This window comes from Achromobacter sp. CSND-B12, assembly GCF_052906545.1.
Map to the genome: position 1 here is coordinate 5,766,695 of NZ_JBREGJ010000001.1, position 15,947 is coordinate 5,782,641.

The 15,947-nt window shown below is 71.3% G+C and carries 14 protein-coding genes; 6 read left to right on the forward strand and 8 right to left on the reverse strand.

Going from position 1 to position 15,947, the window contains the following annotated elements:
- The first annotated feature begins 48 nt into the window (after positions 1 to 48).
- Both ACUTAG_RS27135 and ACUTAG_RS27140 read left to right on the forward strand, forming a co-directional pair.
- A complete protein-coding gene (locus ACUTAG_RS27135; protein ID WP_446650397.1) occupies positions 49 to 1,014 on the forward strand; it encodes a LysR substrate-binding domain-containing protein in 966 nt (321 codons plus the stop codon).
- A gap of 225 nt (positions 1,015 to 1,239) precedes the next feature.
- Positions 1,240 to 2,427 carry an NAD(P)/FAD-dependent oxidoreductase gene (locus ACUTAG_RS27140; protein WP_054471060.1) on the forward strand — a complete coding sequence of 396 codons (1,188 nt, stop codon included), beginning with the start codon at positions 1,240 to 1,242 and terminating at the stop codon, positions 2,425 to 2,427.
- 39 nt (positions 2,428 to 2,466) lie between these two features.
- Here ACUTAG_RS27140 and ACUTAG_RS27145 read toward each other — a convergent pair whose 3' ends face one another.
- From ACUTAG_RS27145 to ACUTAG_RS27155, 3 genes are all read right to left on the reverse strand, one after another.
- Positions 2,467 to 3,480 (reverse strand): LysR family transcriptional regulator, encoded by a 1,014-nt coding sequence (locus ACUTAG_RS27145; RefSeq protein ID WP_024068566.1) that lies wholly within the window; start codon positions 3,478 to 3,480, stop codon positions 2,467 to 2,469.
- 20 nt (positions 3,481 to 3,500) lie between these two features.
- Positions 3,501 to 4,301 (reverse strand): N-formylglutamate deformylase, encoded by an 801-nt coding sequence (hutG, locus tag ACUTAG_RS27150; RefSeq protein WP_446650398.1) that lies wholly within the window; start codon positions 4,299 to 4,301, stop codon positions 3,501 to 3,503.
- Between the two features lie 136 nt (positions 4,302 to 4,437).
- Entirely contained in the window at positions 4,438 to 5,382 is a 945-nt protein-coding gene (locus ACUTAG_RS27155; protein ID WP_006387049.1) for a LysR family transcriptional regulator, read from the reverse strand.
- Between the two features lie 177 nt (positions 5,383 to 5,559).
- Between ACUTAG_RS27155 and ACUTAG_RS27160 the strand changes: the two genes are divergently transcribed.
- Positions 5,560 to 6,753 (forward strand): MFS transporter, encoded by a 1,194-nt coding sequence (locus ACUTAG_RS27160; protein ID WP_241145420.1) that lies wholly within the window; start codon positions 5,560 to 5,562, stop codon positions 6,751 to 6,753.
- A gap of 58 nt (positions 6,754 to 6,811) precedes the next feature.
- On the opposite strand, the gene ACUTAG_RS27165 is transcribed toward ACUTAG_RS27160, so the two are convergent.
- The 3 genes from ACUTAG_RS27165 to ACUTAG_RS27175 all read right to left on the reverse strand — a co-directional run bounded on the left by ACUTAG_RS27165 (position 6,812) and on the right by ACUTAG_RS27175 (position 9,295).
- Complete coding sequence (locus ACUTAG_RS27165) at positions 6,812 to 8,020, reverse strand: MFS transporter (protein ID WP_038503306.1); 1,209 nt, start codon at positions 8,018 to 8,020, stop codon at positions 6,812 to 6,814.
- 97 nt (positions 8,021 to 8,117) lie between these two features.
- On the reverse strand, positions 8,118 to 8,699 hold the full coding sequence (locus ACUTAG_RS27170; RefSeq protein ID WP_006386421.1) for a TetR/AcrR family transcriptional regulator: 582 nt from the start codon (positions 8,697 to 8,699) through the stop codon (positions 8,118 to 8,120).
- A 212-nt stretch (positions 8,700 to 8,911) separates the two neighbouring features.
- Complete coding sequence (locus tag ACUTAG_RS27175) at positions 8,912 to 9,295, reverse strand: DUF4180 domain-containing protein (RefSeq protein ID WP_006386420.1); 384 nt, start codon at positions 9,293 to 9,295, stop codon at positions 8,912 to 8,914.
- 365 nt (positions 9,296 to 9,660) lie between these two features.
- On the opposite strand from ACUTAG_RS27175, the gene ACUTAG_RS27180 reads away from it, so the two are divergent.
- Positions 9,661 to 10,464 (forward strand): class I SAM-dependent methyltransferase, encoded by an 804-nt coding sequence (locus ACUTAG_RS27180; RefSeq protein WP_446650399.1) that lies wholly within the window; start codon positions 9,661 to 9,663, stop codon positions 10,462 to 10,464.
- 76 nt (positions 10,465 to 10,540) lie between these two features.
- Here ACUTAG_RS27180 and ACUTAG_RS27185 read toward each other — a convergent pair whose 3' ends face one another.
- Positions 10,541 to 11,581 carry a LacI family DNA-binding transcriptional regulator gene (locus tag ACUTAG_RS27185; protein WP_006386418.1) on the reverse strand — a complete coding sequence of 347 codons (1,041 nt, stop codon included), beginning with the start codon at positions 11,579 to 11,581 and terminating at the stop codon, positions 10,541 to 10,543.
- A 140-nt stretch (positions 11,582 to 11,721) separates the two neighbouring features.
- On the opposite strand from ACUTAG_RS27185, the gene ACUTAG_RS27190 reads away from it, so the two are divergent.
- Together ACUTAG_RS27190 and ACUTAG_RS27195 are read left to right on the forward strand one after the other, a co-directional pair.
- Positions 11,722 to 13,062: an MFS transporter gene (locus tag ACUTAG_RS27190; protein WP_006386417.1), complete on the forward strand. Its 1,341-nt coding sequence runs from the start codon at positions 11,722 to 11,724 to the stop codon at positions 13,060 to 13,062.
- On the forward strand, positions 13,059 to 14,447 hold the full coding sequence (locus ACUTAG_RS27195; protein ID WP_024068572.1) for an amidase: 1,389 nt from the start codon (positions 13,059 to 13,061) through the stop codon (positions 14,445 to 14,447). The genes ACUTAG_RS27190 and ACUTAG_RS27195 overlap by 4 nt, the downstream gene beginning before the upstream one ends.
- A gap of 7 nt (positions 14,448 to 14,454) precedes the next feature.
- Here the strand turns inward: ACUTAG_RS27195 and ACUTAG_RS27200 are convergent, their stop codons facing one another.
- Positions 14,455 to 15,846, reverse strand: a complete 1,392-nt coding sequence (locus ACUTAG_RS27200; protein ID WP_053523545.1) for a lysozyme inhibitor LprI family protein — start codon at positions 15,844 to 15,846, stop codon at positions 14,455 to 14,457.
- Positions 15,847 to 15,947: the final 101 nt, after the last annotated feature.

Below are 15,947 nucleotides of genomic sequence, written 5' to 3' on the forward strand. Positions count from 1 at the left end.
GCGCGATAGCGATAGTTATTCAATCATGGGTTGAGATAAACTCAACCCATGTCGACCCTGCCCACCCATATGCCGCCGCTGGCGGCGCTGCGCGCCTTCGAGGCCGTCGCCCGCCTGGGCAGCCTCAGCCGCGCCGCGGCCGAGCTCAACGTCACCAAGAGCGCCGTCAGCCATCAACTGCGCGCGCTGGAGGCCGACCTGGGCGTGAGCCTGCTGCGCCGGGGCGGCACGGTGCGCCGCGCGGAAACCACCGAGGCCGGCGCCGCGCTGCTGGTGTCGGTACAACAGGCCTTGACCCTGCTGGAGACCGCCTGCCGCCATGCCCGCAGCAGCGCGCGCGGCAAGCGGCGCTACAACCTGAACGTGTCGGCCAACCCCTCGCTGGCCGCGCTTTGGCTGGCGCCGCGCATCGGCCGCTTCATCGAACTGCACCCGGACATCGATATCCAGGTGTTTCTGCACGCCAGCCAGGACCCGGCCTGGAAAGCGCAGGACATCGACCTGGCCTTCCTGCACGTGCGCGCTCTCGGCCCGCACCTGGCGGCGCCGGGCGATATCCCGCTGATGACGGAAACCGTGGTGCCGGTGTGCAGCCCGGCGCTGGTCGCGCCCGACGAACGCGACGACCCCGCGGTCTTCACGCGCCACCGCTGGCTGGAGGAAAAGCACATCGATAGTCCCGAAACCGACTGGCGCACCTGGCGTCCGCGCCTGGGCCTGCCGGAAAGCGCCGGCCAGGATCCGCTGGTGCTGAGCGGCCTGAGCACGGTGGTGGCGGCGGCCGCCGCCGGCGTCGGCATCGCGCTGGGGCGCGCGCCATTGATCGACGAGGAACTGGCCAGCGGCCGGCTGGTGACGCTGGCGCCGGGGCTGCGCATGCCGGGCTCGTGGGGATACGTGATGCGCATCCACGCCAACCGGCCGATGGACGCCTCGTTGCCGGCGCTGGTGGAGTTCCTGGCCGAGGAGGGGCGCGGCGCGACGATGTCGTGGCGTCAGCTGGGCGCGGCCTAGTGTGCTGTCCCGTGGATTTCGTGCGGGCGTATCCACGGGACAGCACACTGGCCGTAGCGCAGCCGCTGGCGCCAGGGCTGGACGCTGGCGGGCCGGCTGCCATGACGCCGCTTTCCTTCCATCGCTGCCCATCGATCGCTTCTACTCAATATTCGCCGCGCTGATATAGCGGGCGCCGGCCGCGGCCCGCGTCACACTGCCGCCATTGCTTTCTGGAGCGTGGCCATGAAAAGTTATGACGTGATCGTGATCGGCGCCGGCGTGGTCGGCGCCTCGGTCGCCTTCCACCTGGCGGCCCTGGGCGCCCGCAACGTGCTGGTGCTGGACCGCGGCGCCATCGGCGCTGGCACCACCGCGCAATCGTCGGGCATCCTGCGCACCCATTACTCGGTGCGCGAGAACGTCGAACTGGCGCGGCGTTCGTGGGGCGCGTTCACCGACTTCGCCGCCTACGTCGGCGACGACGACGCCGCCAGCGGCCTGGTGCGCTGCGGCTACCTGATAGCCGCGGCCGACGATGACAAGCGCGCGCCGCTGGCCGCGGCGCTGGCGCAGCAGCGCGCGCTGGGCATCCCGGTGCACGAACTGGACGCGGCGCAGGCGCGCGAGCTGCTGCCGATCGCTGATTTCGGCGATGCCGCGCTGATCGGCTTCGAGCCCGAGGCCGGTTTCGCCGACGCCTACCTGGTCGCTACCAGCTTCGCGCGCGCCGCGCGCCGGCGCGGCGTGACGATCCGCGAGAACGTGGCCGTGCACGGCCTGTTGGCGCGAAACGGGCGCGTGACCGGCGTGACCACGTCGGCGGGCGACTACGCCAGCGCGGTGGTGGTCAGCACCCAGAACATCTGGACCGCCGAACTGGCGGCCTGGACCGGCGTGGCGATGCCATTGGCGCCCGAGCGCCACGCGGTGCTGGCGCTGCAATGCGCCGCCGCGCCCTATACCTACACGATGCCCGTCTACAAGGACCTGGCCTCGCCCGGCATGCTCTATTGCCGCAGCTATGGCGGCAACCAGATGCTGGTTAGCGAGGGCACGGAGGGCGAAAGGCTGGCGCCTGGAGAGGTGGAGCAGGGCGATGTGCCGCTGGATTACGTGGCCGAGGTCGGCGAACAGGTGGCCGCGCGCTTTCCGGCGTATGCCGAGGCCGGACTGGCCGCGTCGTGGACGGGCGTGTACGACGTCACGCCCGACTGGAATCCCGTGCTGGGACGTATCGCCGGGGTCGAAGGGCTGGTGGCCGGATTCGGTTTTTCCGGACATGGTTTCAAGCTGTCGCCGGCGGTGGGGCGGGTGCTGGCGCAGGAAGCGCTGGGGCTGGCGACCGACGTCCCCCTGGCGCCGTATGCGCTGGCGCGTTTCACGCGCGGCGCGCTGCTGACGGGCAGCTATGGGCGCGGCGCGGTGTCGTGACGGCGCGGGCCGGGGCGCCCGACGCGCGCGGCCGGCGGCTCAGCGGCGCAGGCTGCGCCACAGCGTGGCAGGCGGCAAGCCCAGCGCCGGCGCCACGTCTTGCCGCATCAGCCGTTCGACCGCCACCAGGATCACGTTGCGGGCCTCGGCCGGGAGCTTGCCGGCCTCCTGCGGCCGCGCCGCCAGATAGAAGCTGCGCGCCAGGTCAGGCGCATCGGCGCGGGTCTTGTCCAGGCAGGGCGCCAGAGGCAACACCCGCAATTGATCGACGAAATGGCGCGATTGCCAGATGCACAGCGGCGTGCTGATGGCGAAGCCCAGGCCGGCCGTGACCAGGCTGAGCAGCGGATCGGTGTTATCGAATTCGAAGGTGCGCTCGATGAAGACGCCGCGCGATTCGAGCAGCCGGTCGATGGCGGCGCCGATGTGCGAACGCGCGCTGTAGCGGATGAACGGGCTGCGGCGCGCCAGTTCGGCCAGCGAGCGCGCTTCCTGCGGCGGCGTGGCGCGCGGCAGCACCAGCAGGTAGGGCTCGCTGAACAGGCCGAGCTTGCGGATCGCGGGCGCATCGGCGGCGGCGCTGGTGCTGATCACCAGGTCCAGCTGGCGTTCTTCCAGTTGTCTGTCCAGCACCGGGGTAATGCCGGACCACAACCGGATCTGGCGCGACGCGCCCGACAGCCCGTGGATCAGCGTCGGCCCCAGGGTGCCGGCGAACGAGTCGACACAACCGAAGCGCACGATGTTGCGCCGCGCGCGGCTCAGGTTGCGCACGCTTTCGGTCATGTCGCCGGCCTGCGCCAGCAGGCGCGACGCGTGCTCGAACAGCAGGTCGCCGGCGGGGGTGGGGCGCGCCGGCCGGGTGCTGCGGTCGAGCAGTTCGGTCGACAGCGCGGCTTCGAGCTGCTTGATCCGTTGCGACACCGCCGCCTGTGACAGTCCCAGCAAACGGGCCGCGCCCGAAACCGACGCGGCCTGCACCACCGCCACCCAGGCCAGCAGCAGGCTCCATTCGGGATACGGATCCGCGTCGCGGTCGGGCAGGCGGTTCATCGGGCGGTCGGGCGGGCGGATCAGCGCTTGCGCGCCAGCGTTTGCGCCAGCGCGGCGCGCACCATGCCCTCGACCACCGGGATGACCTTGGCGGCCGCGTTCGCCTGGTAGCCGTAGGGATAGGACTCGTCCATATACGTGGACTGGCACATCTCCAGTTGCACGGCATGGATGTCTTCGGCCGGCGAGCCGTAGTGGCGGGTGATGTAGCCGCCCTTGAAACGGCCGTTCACGGCGCTGGTGTAGCCGCAGCCGGGCAGGCGTTCGGCGATGGCGTTCAGGATGTCGGGCGCGCAACTGGCGCCGTCGGCCGTGCCCACGTTCAGGTCGGGCAGCTTGCCTTCGAACAGGCGCGGCAGCACGCTGGCAATCGAATGGGCTTCCCACAGCAGCACGGTGCCGTGTTCGGCGCGGATGCGGTCGAGTTCCTCGCGCAGCTTGGCGTGGTACGGCTGCCAGTAGGTCTGCAGACGATGCTCGCGCTCGTCGTCGGTCAGCGCCGCGTTGTGCTGGTACAGCGCCTCGCCGCGGAAGGTGTGGGTCGGGCACAGGCCGGTCTTGGTCTGGCCGGGGTACAGGCTTTCGTCGTTGGGCGGGCGGTTCAGGTCGACCACGTAGCGCGAGTAGCGCGCGCCGAGCACCGAGGCGCCCAGCGCGTCGGCGAACTGGTACAGGGTGTCCAGGTGCCAGTCGGTGTCCCCGGACTGCTGGCCGACGGCCGTCATGCGGGCGCGCTGCGCATCGGGCAACTGGCTGCCCAGGTGGGGAATGGAGATCAGCAGCGGCGCGGTGCCGCGGCTGAAGTGATAGATGTCGCTCAAGAAAAACTCCGGGGGTAAGGCGGGTCAGGCTAGCGCGGCAAGAAGGCCGGCTGGGTGCCGCGCTATGCTAGTGTGAGTCTGCGGGGCGCGGGCGTTTGCATCGTGCAAGGCGATGCTGATCATCATGATAGCTGATTCAAATCGGAGGCGACCCGAACCCGCCCCAGGGCGCGCCGCCGGCCCAGCGCGCCGCGATCTCGTCGATCAGGCGGCGTACCTTGGGCGCCAGGTGGCGCCGGTGCGGGTACACGGCGCAGACCGGCGCGCCGGGTGGCGCGTGGGTTTCCAGCAGCGGCACCAGGCGGCCCTGGCGCAGGTCTTCGCCGACCAGGAAGGCGCCCAGCTGGACGATGCCGGCGCCCTCGAGCGCGGCATCGCGCAGCGCTTCGGTGTCGCCCAGCCGCAGGCGCCCGGCCACGGCGACGCTGCGCTCCTGGCCATGGCTGGCGTAACGCCACGGCACGGGCGCGCCCATGTGGGTAAAGGCCAGCGTCCGGTGGCGCGCCAGCGCGTCGGGCGAGGCCGGGACGCCGTGGCGTTCCAGGTAGGCGGGGGCGGCGCAGGTGATGAGCCGATGCGGCGCCAGCACGCGCCGCACCAGCCGGCTGTCGGCCTCGCCGCCGATGCGGATGGCGAGGTCGATGCCATCGCGCACCAGGTCGGCGTAGTCATCGCTGAAACTCACGTCGGCCTCGACCTCGGGCCATTGCCGCAGGTAGCCCGCCAGCAGCGGCATGATGTGCAGGCGGCCCAGCGCCACCGGCAGGTCGATGCGCAGGCGGCCGCGCGGCGCCTCCTGGCGGCTGGCCATGGCGCCGGTGGCGTTGTCGACTTCGGCCAGGATGCGCTGCGCGTGCTCGTAGAAGAGCCGGCCTTCGTCGCTGAGACTGACGCTGCGGGTACTGCGATGCAACAGCCGCGCGCCCAGGCCCTGTTCGAGCCGCGCGATGCACTTGCCGATGGCCGAGCGCGACAGGCCCAGCCGTTCGGAGGCCAGCGTGAAACTCTGCGCGTCGGCGACGCGCACGAATGCGAGCACGTCGCCGAGGTGGTCGATGCCGGTGGCGGTGAGGGGCGTCATGGGTAGTTCCAACAGGAAAGGGGAGCGAGCGCTCGATTGGCGACAAATCGTCCCTTTTGTTTATTTATGAAGCTACTTTATCAGTGAAATGGAAACAGTAGACTGGCCAGGTAGACGGACCCCACGACCGGCCCGCCATTCACTTTTCCATTGTTCCCCTCAGGTGAGAAACCTCCCATGACCCGCAGCATCGCCATCGAACCCCGGCCCGCCACGGCGGCCACCAGCCCGCCCGCTGCCTGGGCCGGCGTGCTGGCGGCCGGCATGGCGACGTTCTGCGTCGTCACCACGGAGATGCTGCCCGTGGGCTTGCTGCTGCCGATCGCCGCCAGCCTGGACGCGTCGACCGGCCGTGTCGGTTGGCTGATGGTGGTGCCCGGCCTGCTGGCCGCGCTGTGCGCGCCGCTGGTGGTGATGGGCGCGCGTGGCGTCGACCGCCGCCGCATCCTGTGCGGCCTGCTGTTGCTGCTGGCCGCCGCCAACCTGGGCAGCGCCTTGGCGCCGGACATGGCGTGGTTCCTGGCCGCGCGCGTGCTGGTGGGCGTCTGCATCGGCGGCATCTGGGCGGTGGCCGGCGGCCTGGCGGGACGGCTGGTGCCGCCCGCCGCCATCGGCATGGCCACCGCCGTGATCTTCGGCGGCGTGGCGGTGGCGTCGGTGCTGGGGGTGCCGCTGGGCGCATTGATCGGCAACCTGGCGGGCTGGCGCAGCGCGTTTGGCGCCATGGCGGCGCTGAGCGCGGCCGTGCTGCTGTTCGCCGCGCTGGCCTTGCCGCCGCTGCCGGTGGCGCAATCGGTCACGGCGCGCCAGCTGGGCCGGCAGTTGCGCAACCCCGACGTGCGGCGGGGGCTGTTCATCACGCTGTTCCTGGTGGCCGGGCATTTCATGGCCTACACCTTCGTGCGGCCCGTATTGCAGTCGATGGCGGGGTTCGCGCCGGCCTGGATCGGCCCGCTGCTGTTCGCCTACGGCGTGGCCGGCATCGCGGGCAATTTCGCCGCCGGCGGCATGGCGGGACGGCGCCCGCGCGCGACCCTGCTGGCGATTTTGCTGGGCCTGCTGGCGACGCTGGCATTGCTGCCGTGGCTGGGCCAGGCGCGCGGCGCCGTGGTGGCGCTGTTGCTGCTGTGGGGCCTGTCGTACGGCGGCGTTTCGGTCGCGTTGCAGACCTGGGTGATGCAGGCTTCACGCGGGGCCATCGAGGCGGCGACGTCCTGGTTCGTCGGCGTGTTCAATCTGGCGATCGCGCTGGGGGCGCTGGCGGGCGGCATCGGCGTTGACCGCTGGGGGCTGCCGGCCACGTTGCTGGCCGCCGCCGCATGCATGCTGGCGCCACTGGCGGCGATCGCCGGCCGCAGCGCGCGGGACTGAGGGTCGCCGCGGCGCGCCGCTCGGTCGCGGCGGCCGTACGCCCGCCGCGGCCCTGACGTCAGTGCCGGTGACCGGGGCGGAAGCCGTGGCCGCGGGCGCGCCAGGCCGCCAGCAGCGCGATCGCGGCCAGTGCCGCCACCGTCCATGCGAAGGAGCCCGCGCCGGCCCTGTCCAGCAGCACGCCGCCGAGCAGGCCGCCGCTGGCGATGCCCAGATTGAAGATCGTGACCAGCATCGATTGCGCCACCTCCGAATGTTCGCCGGCGGTGTCGGCAAGGGCGGTCTGCAACAGCGTCGGCGCGCCGCCGAAGCTCAGCCCCCACAACGCCACGCCAGCCATCAGGACGACGGGGTGGGCGCCGGCCAGGCCCAGCGCGGTGGCGGTCAGCGCGAACAGGGCCAGCGACAGCAGCGTCAGCCGGCGCAGGCGGCGGTCCACCAGCACGCCCGTCAACAACAGGCCGGCGACCGCGCTGGCGCCGAACACCAGCAGCACCCTGTCCACGGACGCCGGCCGGCCCAGGTGGATCAGGTAGGGCGCGATGTAGGTATAGAGCACGTTGTGCGCCAGGATCCAGGTGAACAGCACGAACAGGATCGGCCGGATGCCGGGCAGCAGCAGGGTCCGCGCGATCGGCAGGCGCTGGCGCGCGGCCTGGCCGGCGAAGTCGGGCACGGCCGCGCGGATCCACACCACCAGCGCCAGCGACACGGCGGCCATCAGCCAGAACACGCCGCGCCAGTCCATCAGGCTGCCCAGCCAGGCGCCGGCCGGCACGCCCAGGCACAACGCCAGCGGCTGGCCCGCGCCCACCACCGCCAGGGCCCGGCCCTGCTGGCGGGTGGCCACCATGCGGCGCGCGTAGCCAGCCAGCAGCCCCCACAGCAGGCCAGCCGCCATGCCGCCGCCAAAGCGCGCCGCCAGCGCCAGCGCGTAGTGCGCCGACAGCGCGGTCACCACGTTGAAAATGCACAGGCCGCCGATGGCCAGCAGCAACAGCGGGCGGCGGTTCCAGCCGCGGGTAGCGACGATGATGGGAATGGCCGCCAGCACCGAGCCGGCCGCGAACAGGGTCACCAGTTGGCCGGCCAGCGCCTCGGACACGCCCAGGCCCAGGCCGATCTGCGGCAGCAGGCCGGCGGGCACGGTCTCGGTCATGATGGCGATGAAGCCCGCCAGCGCCAGGGCCAGCAGCCTGCCCATGGGCAGGCTGTCGGCGCCGTGTTCGGGACAGCCCTCGGCGGGCAGGGGAGAGGTGAAACTCATGCGGAAACTCCGATTGCGATTGAATTGGAACGGTCATTCCAAAAAAGAACGAAAAAAAGCGCGGGCGCCGAGGCGGTCCTGTATGCCAGGGGATGTGCTAGATCGTGCCCAGCGCCACTGAAATCACGTCGCCCAGCCATTGGCGGCGCTCGCGCGCGTTGCTGCCTTTGCTGACCACGCGCAGGCCCTGGACGGTGGTGACGATGAAGCGGGCCAGCGCGCGCGGCGACCTGCCGGCGTCGATCTCGCCGTTGGCCTGCCCTTCGGCCAGGATCTGTTCCAGCGCTTTTTCCAGGCGTTGGAAATTGCGCCGCACCAGTTCGGCCACCATCTCATCCTGCCCCGCCATTTCGAGCGAGGCGTTGGCCACCAGGCAACCGCGCCGGGAGGGCTCGCGCAATTCGTCGTCGGCGATGAAGTCGAGCAGGCGGCCGATGCGCTCGCGCGCATTGCCGGGCCGGGCCAGCAGGTCGAGATTGGCGGCCGTCAGTTCGTGATAGCGCCGCAGCGCGGCCTCGTACAGGCCTTGCTTGCTGCCGAAGGCGTTGTAGAGACTGCCGCGCCCCAGCCCGGTGCCGTCCACCAGATCCTGCACGGAGGTCGCGGCATAGCCGCGCCGCCAGAACACCTGCATGGCGGCGTCGGCGACTTCATCGGGTTCGAAATCCTTGGTGCGCATGGCGTGGTTTATGGAATGATCGTTCAAATAAGAATACGGTTCGTGGCGAGCCAGCGTCAAGCAAGACCGTCCGCGCCGAAGGGGCTTTGCGCAATGGATCGAGCTTGGCGCTTTCCTTGAGTTGCCGTTTTTTCCATGCCAGCAATAAACACTAGCCGCGCCACGAGTTCGCCGGGCAGGGGGACGAGCCAGGCAGCCGACCGATGGCCCGCTCAGCCTTGGCCTGCCGTCAGTCGCGCCGTCAGCGCCGCCATGTCCTCCAGCAGCCAGAACACGCGGCCGCGGTTGGTCTCGTAGGCGAAGTCGCGCAGCGACTTGCTGGCGGCCAGGTGCGCCGAGATATCGCCTACCACCGCGCAATGCAGGCGGTAGTTGACGAACTTCTGGATCAGCTCGCCGGCGATGCGCGTTTCCAGCCGGAAGAAATCGGGATGCACGCGCGCGGCGGGCAGCGCCAGCCACTCGGCCTCGTGTTCCCAGGCGGCGCTGATCAGGTCATTGGTGTCCTGGCCGGTGGCCAGGGCCGGGCCGGTCTCGCCGTATTGCAGGACGCGCTTGCCGCCGATGTCGACGAGCCTGGGGGATGAGGTGCTCATGGCGTGGATGCCTGGTTCAAAGGGCGTTGTCTTGGGGCGATCATGATATCCGGGCCGCGAATCTCTTTGGCGGCAGGGGTTTGCCGCCCGATGCCTTGCCGCGCTCCGCGCGCCGGCACCAGCGGGGCGTGCGCTAGAATGGCCGCCATCCCACCGGAGTATGACGACGTGATCCTCGCTGCCTGAAGCGACCCAATCCGGCGACCCCATCCGGCGACCCCATCCGCTGACGCGCCCGCCTCGCCCGACGAGCGGGCCGCGCCGTCCGTGATGCCGGGTCTGCACGCCGGGCCTGTCGCGCCAACGCGCCCGTCCGCCAGCCGCGCCCCGCGCGGCCCTGTCCGCATCACGACTCCGGAGGCTTCATGCCTGCTCACGATCCGTTCGACCTCATCGCCCACAACCAGGCCGCCTGGGACCAGCTCGCCGCGCAGGACTGCGAGTGGTCGCGCCCCGTCACCCCCGACGTCATCGCCGCCGCCCGCCGCGGCGACTGGGCCGTGCGCCTGACGCCCGGCCCCTTGCCGGCCGGCTGGCTCGACCAGGTGAAGGGCCTGGCCGTCCTGTGCCTGGCGTCCGCCGGCGGCCAGCAGGCGCCGGTGCTGGCCGCGGCCGGCGCCGAGGTCACCGTGTTCGACCTGTCCGAACGCCAGCTGGCGCAGGACCGCGCCGTGGCGTCGCGCGACGGCCTGGCGCTGGCCACCGTGCAGGGCGACATGCGCGACCTGTCGGCCTTCGCCGACCAGTCCTTCGACGTGGTGTTCCACCCGATCTCCAACCTATACGTGCCCGATGTGCGGCCGGTATGGCGCGAGTGCTTTCGCTTGCTGCGCCCGGGCGGCAGCCTGCTGTCGAGCTTCTACAACCCGGTGGTGTTCGTCGGCGACCGCGATCCGCGCTACGCCCGGGACGGGCTGATCCGGCCGGTGCATGCCTTGCCCTACGCCGACACCCGCGCGCTCGACGCGGCGGCGCTGGACGCCAAGCGCGCGCGCGGCGAGGCCCTGGTGTTCGGCCACAGCCTGCGCGACCAGATCGGCGGCCAGCTGGACGCCGGTTTCCTGCTGGCGGGCTTTCACGAAGACCTCCAGCCGCGGCCGCGCTTCCTGATCGACCGCTACTTGCCGACGTTCCTGGCGACGCGGGCGGTCAAGCCGGCGCGGGGGTGAGGAAAGCGGCGATCGTCCGGGCCGATCGGGCCGGGTGGTTGGCCATGCGGCCGGTGGCCGAGCCTGTCGGCGCGGTTCAGCCCGGTATCGGCCGGTCGCTGCTGCCGCGCACCACCAGCGTGGGCGCCAGCCGCACGCTGTCCGGGCGGCCGCCGGCGATTTTCTGCAGCAACAGTTCCAGCCCCAACCGCCCCATCTGGTGCATGGGCGAGTGGATGGTGGTCAGGCCGATGGGCAGGGCGCCCGCCAGCGGCGTGTCGTTGTAGCCCACCACGGCCACGTCGCGGCCGGCCTCCAGGCCGTGCTCGCGCGCCGCGCCCATCACGCCCACCGCCAGGAAGTCGTTGACCGCGAAGATGGCGGTGGGGCGGTCCGGGCCGGCCAGCAAGCGCGCGCCCACGTGGCGGCCGGCGTCGGTGTCGAACGGGCTTTCGATGCGCCATGCGGCCGGGACCTCGACGCCGTGCCTGGCACAGGCCGCGAAAAAGCCCGCCGAGCGGTCGCGGCCCGTGCTGGTGAAGGGTTCGCCCACCATCACCGCGATGCGCCGGTGGCCCATGGCCAGCAGGTGCTCGGCCGCCAGCCGGCCGCCTTCGAGGTCATCGCAGGTGACGGCGCAGTGGTCGTCGGCATGGCGGCTGACCAGCACGAACGGCACGTCGCGCCGCGCCAGTTCGGCCAGCAGCGGATTGGGCGCGGCGCCGTCGTGGCTGTGGGCGTCGCCCAGGATCAGGCCGTCCACGCGCCGCGCCAGCGCCATGTCGATCAGCTTGCGCTGCTTGTCGGGCACGTCCTGGGTGTTGGACACGAAGGTCAGGTAGCCGTGTTCGGCCGCGGCCTCGTCGATACCTTCGTAGATGGTGGCCAGCACCATGTCCGACAGGCGCGGCACCAGCACGCCGATGGTGCGGCTGCGGCGCGTCTTGAGGCTGGCGGCGTGAGGATTGGTCTGGTATTGCAGCTCGGCGGCCAGCGCCCGGATCCGTTTGACGGTGTCGGGTGCGGCGGCGGCGCGGGCGTCGTCCTCGGAACCATTGAGGACGCGGGACACGGTCGACACGTTCAGGCCGAGCTGCCGCGCCAGGCTTTGCAACGTGACAGGGCGGGATTTGTTCATGGAGCTGGAGGATACACGCACGAATACCGTCCCAGGGCCTTAGGCGGCAACCTAGGGTTTACACGGTGTCGATTTTTGCGTTCGGAGCCCTTAGCATTGCGCAACCCAAACGTTTGGGTAAATCGACTGGATTGATCGCAATGACACTTGAATCCCGGAACTCGCGGTTCCGTTACCGAATTTTCACCATGGTCGTGCTGCTGGCACTGATCAACTACATCGACCGCGGCGCCATGTCCTACGCCGCCGCGCACATCACCGGCGAATATGGCCTGGATCGCGGCGACTGGGGCGCCGTGCTGGGGTACTTCGGCTATGGGTACATGGTCGGCGCGCTGTTCGGCGGCATGCTGGCCGACCGCTACGGCCCGCGCAAGGTCTGGATCGTGGCCGGCGTGACCTGGTCGATCTTCGAGATCGCCACCGCCTGGGCCGGCGACTTCGGCCTGGCCTTCCTGGGCGGCTCGGCGCTGGCCGGCTTTGCCACCATCCGCATCCTGTTCGGCGCGGCCGAGGGGCCGGCGTACTCCATCATCAACAAGACCATCGCCAACTGGGCCACGCCGCGCGAACGCGGCTTCGTGGTCGGCTTCGGCCTGCTCAGCACGCCGCTGGGCGCGCTGCTGACCGCGCCCGTGGCGGTGGGCCTCTTGAGCCTGACCGGCAGCTGGCGCGCCATGTTCTACATCCTGGGCGCGGCCGGCCTGCTCGTGCTGGTGCTGTTCATGCGCATCTTCACCGACCGGCCCGACACCAACCCGCGCGTGTCCCCGGCCGAACTGCGCGAGATCCAGGCGGCGCGCGCCGAGCAGGCGGCGGCCGGGCAGGGCGGCGACGCGCCGGCGCTGCCGTGGTGGAGCTTCTTTCGCAGCAAGACGCTGGTGCTGAACACCCTGGGCTATTTCTCGTTCAACTACGTCAACTTCCTGCTGCTGACCTGGACTCCCAAGTACCTGCAGGACACCTTCGGCTACAGCCTGTCCTCGCTCTGGTACATGGGCATGATTCCCTGGACCGGCGCCTGCGTCACGGTGCTGCTGGGCGGCCGCATCTCCGATATGCTGGCCAGGCGCACCGGCAACCTGAAGATCGCCCGCAGCTGGTTCGCCGCCGGCTGCCTGCTGGCCACCACGCTGTGCTTCCTGCTGGTGTCACAGGCGCAGTCGGTGTTCGCCGTGATCGCGCTGATGACGCTGGCCAACGCGCTCAACGCCATGCCCAACTCGGTCTACTGGGCCGTGGTGATCGATACCGCGCCCGCCAGCCGCGTCGGCACTTTCAGCGGCCTGATGCACTTCTTCGCCAACATCGCCTCGATCCTGGCGCCGACCCTGACCGGTTACCTGGCGGCGCGCCACGGCTATTCGGTCATGTTCGTGGCCGCCTCGGTCGCCACGGCGGTCGGCATGATCGCCATGTTGCAGGTGCGTCCGGGCGTCGGCCCGCGCCTGCCCGCCAACTACCAGGGAGCCACGCGATGAATCCGCAATCCAACCCCGTTCCGGCGCTGGCCGTCGAACCCGGCTTTTTCGCCGGCCGCACCGTGGCCGAACTGCAGGACGCCATGCGCCAGGGCGCGCTCGACGCCGAAGCGCTGGTGCGCCACGCGGCGGCGGCCATCGAGCGCCTGAACCCGCAACTGAACGCCTTCGTGCACGTGGACGCCGACGCCGCCCTGGCCGCCGCCCGCGCGCTGGACGCCGAGCGGGCCCGCGGCCAGGTGCGCGGGCCGCTGCACGGCATCCCCGTCGCCATCAAGGACAACGTCGATACCGGCGACATGCCCACCACCATGGGCGCGGCGCACTTCCTTGGGCACCGGCCCGCGGCCGACGCCGACTGCGTGGCGCTGTTGCGCGCGGCGGGCGCCATCGTCATCGGCAAGACCCTCACGCATGAATTCGCCTACGGCCCCACCGGCGACCGCAGCGTCCAGGGCGCGGCGCGCAATCCGTGGCGCACCAGCCAGATCACGGGCGGCTCCAGCGCCGGCAGCGGCGCCGCGGTGGCCGCGGGCATGGTGCCGGTGGCGCTGGGCACCGACACCGGCGGCTCGGTGCGCGTGCCCGCCGCGCTGTGCGGCGTGGTCGGTTTCAAGCCGACCCATGGCCGCGTGTCGGCCCGCGGGGTGTTCCCGCTGGCGCCCAGCATCGAGGATGCCGGCGTGCTGGCCAACAGCGTCGAGGATGCGCAGGTCTTCATGCAGGCGTTGTCCGGCGGCGCGATCGGCGCCTATGCCGAGGCGGCCGATCCCGGGCTGGCCGCGCCGCGCATGATGTGGGTGCCGAACGCGCCGTTCGCCATCGAGGATGCGGCCGTCACGGCGCGCGCCCGCGCGCTCGCCGAAGGCTTCGGCGGCGTGTTGGTGGACGGCGCCGAGGTCACGCGCCACGCTCGCGCTTTGCAGGCGGCGCTGGGCGCCATCCAGCGTTCGGAAGCCTATGAAGTGCACGCCGAGCGGGTCGAGGACGAACCCGGCAAGTTCGATCCCGAAGTGCTGGAGCGCCTGCGCGCCTCACGTCCGGTGCAGGGCTGGGAATACGTCCGCGCGCGCAACACCCGCGAGCGGTTGCGCGGCGTGTTCGCGGGCATCTTCGAGCGGGTCGACGTGCTGGCGTTGCCGGCGGTGGCGATCACCGCGCCGGCGCTGCAGCAGCGCAGCGTGGCCGGCCCCGGCAGCGCCGCCGTGCGCGAGACGCTGCTGGGCCTGACCAATCCGTGGAACCTGCTGGGGCTGCCGGCCATCGCCTTGCCGGCCGGCTTTGTCGACGGCATGCCGGTGGCGTTGCAACTGGTGGCCGCCGAAGGCGCCGACGCGCGCCTGCTGGCGCTGGCGGCGCGGCACTGGCGCCGGCCGGGGGGCTGACCGCGGGCTACGCGCCGTTGTCGCCGACCACGGGGCCGATGCCGGCTTCGACGCCGACGGCGCGGCGCCTGCCGTGCAGGTCGAAGGATTCCTGCCGGTCTCCGGGCGCGGGGTCGCGGATCCAGATCTGCGCCGACAGTCCCGACTTGGCGCTGTAGTCGCCGAACCAGTCCACCACCCGGCCCACGTAGCAGCGCGGGCCGGCCTGCACCGTCACGTCGGCGACGGTCTCGTAGCTGTAGTGGCCCGGCCCGAAGCCGAAGTAGGCGCCGCTTTCGTCCTGGGCGGCGCCGGCCGGCACGGGACACAGCGGCTTGCGGCTTGGCGCGTCGCCCCAGGCGCGGTCGGCGGGCACGGCGGCCACGGCGCGCGTCAATGCCGCGTGCAGCGTCTCGTCCAATGTCCTGACCGTGCCCTTGTCGCTGTTCTTCTGCTGGCGCGGCACCGACAGTTCGTAGCGGTAGCGCACCGTCAGCGTCGGCACCTCGCCCACCCGGCGCAGCGGCCGCAGCAGATGGAGCCGGTCTTCGCCGTAGGCGCCGACGCGGTAGACGGCGTAGACGCGGTCGCGCAGCCGGATCCAGTCGCCCGACTGGTTGGCGCCGCGGCCATTGATCGTATAGAGCGAGGCGCCGGCGTCCGGCGCGCCGCTCAGGTCGGCCGGCAGGAAGCGGTCGCCGTCGCGGCGCAGGGCGCTGACCTCCGAGAACAGCCCGGTGCCGCCGATGTAGCTGTCTAGCACCAGGTCGCGGCGGCCGTCGCCGTCCAGGTCCAGCAGCAGGTAGGAGACGGACCCTTCTTCGGCGTCGGATTCCAGGTCCGACGCCAGCACGGCGGCCCATTCGTCCTCGGTGACACCCGCCGGGCGGGCGGCGGGCAGGCGCGCCGGGCCGTCGCCGTCCGCCGCGCGTTCGTTGTGGATGGCGCTGGCCTCGGCCTTGAGCGAGCGCGCCGCCAGCACGGTTTCCACGGCAAATTCCGGATTCGACTGGCGCGCGGCCTCGATCGCCTGGCGCAGGTCTTCCAGCGCCAGGCGATCGATGTCGTCGGGGCGATAGGCCAGCGCGCGGGACTGCTGCGCCTGCAGTTGCGCCAGGCGGGTGTCGTAGCGCTGGCGCAGGCATTCGGCATCGCTGCCGCAGGCGTCGCGCTGCTTGAGCCAGCCGCGTTGCGCCTGGCGCAGCGCCTCGTTCTGCCCGGGCTGCTGGGCGGCGCGCAACCTGGCATAGGCGGCGCCGAGCTCATCGTCGAGCCGGTACAGCGCGGCATCGGCGCACAGCGTCTTCTCGGTGGGCGTGCGCGCCCGCGCGCAATCCATGCCGGCCACGGCGGGCGCGGCGGGCAGGGCGAACAGCAGGGGCAGGGCGGCAAGCCAGCCGCGCGGGCGAAGGACGGTCACGGCGCAATTCCTCTAGGGATCGTGGCCGGCGGCCACCCGGGCAGCATGGTACCGGAGTGCGCCACCCGGTAAATACGGATGTTTGCCTTTGCTTACATTAC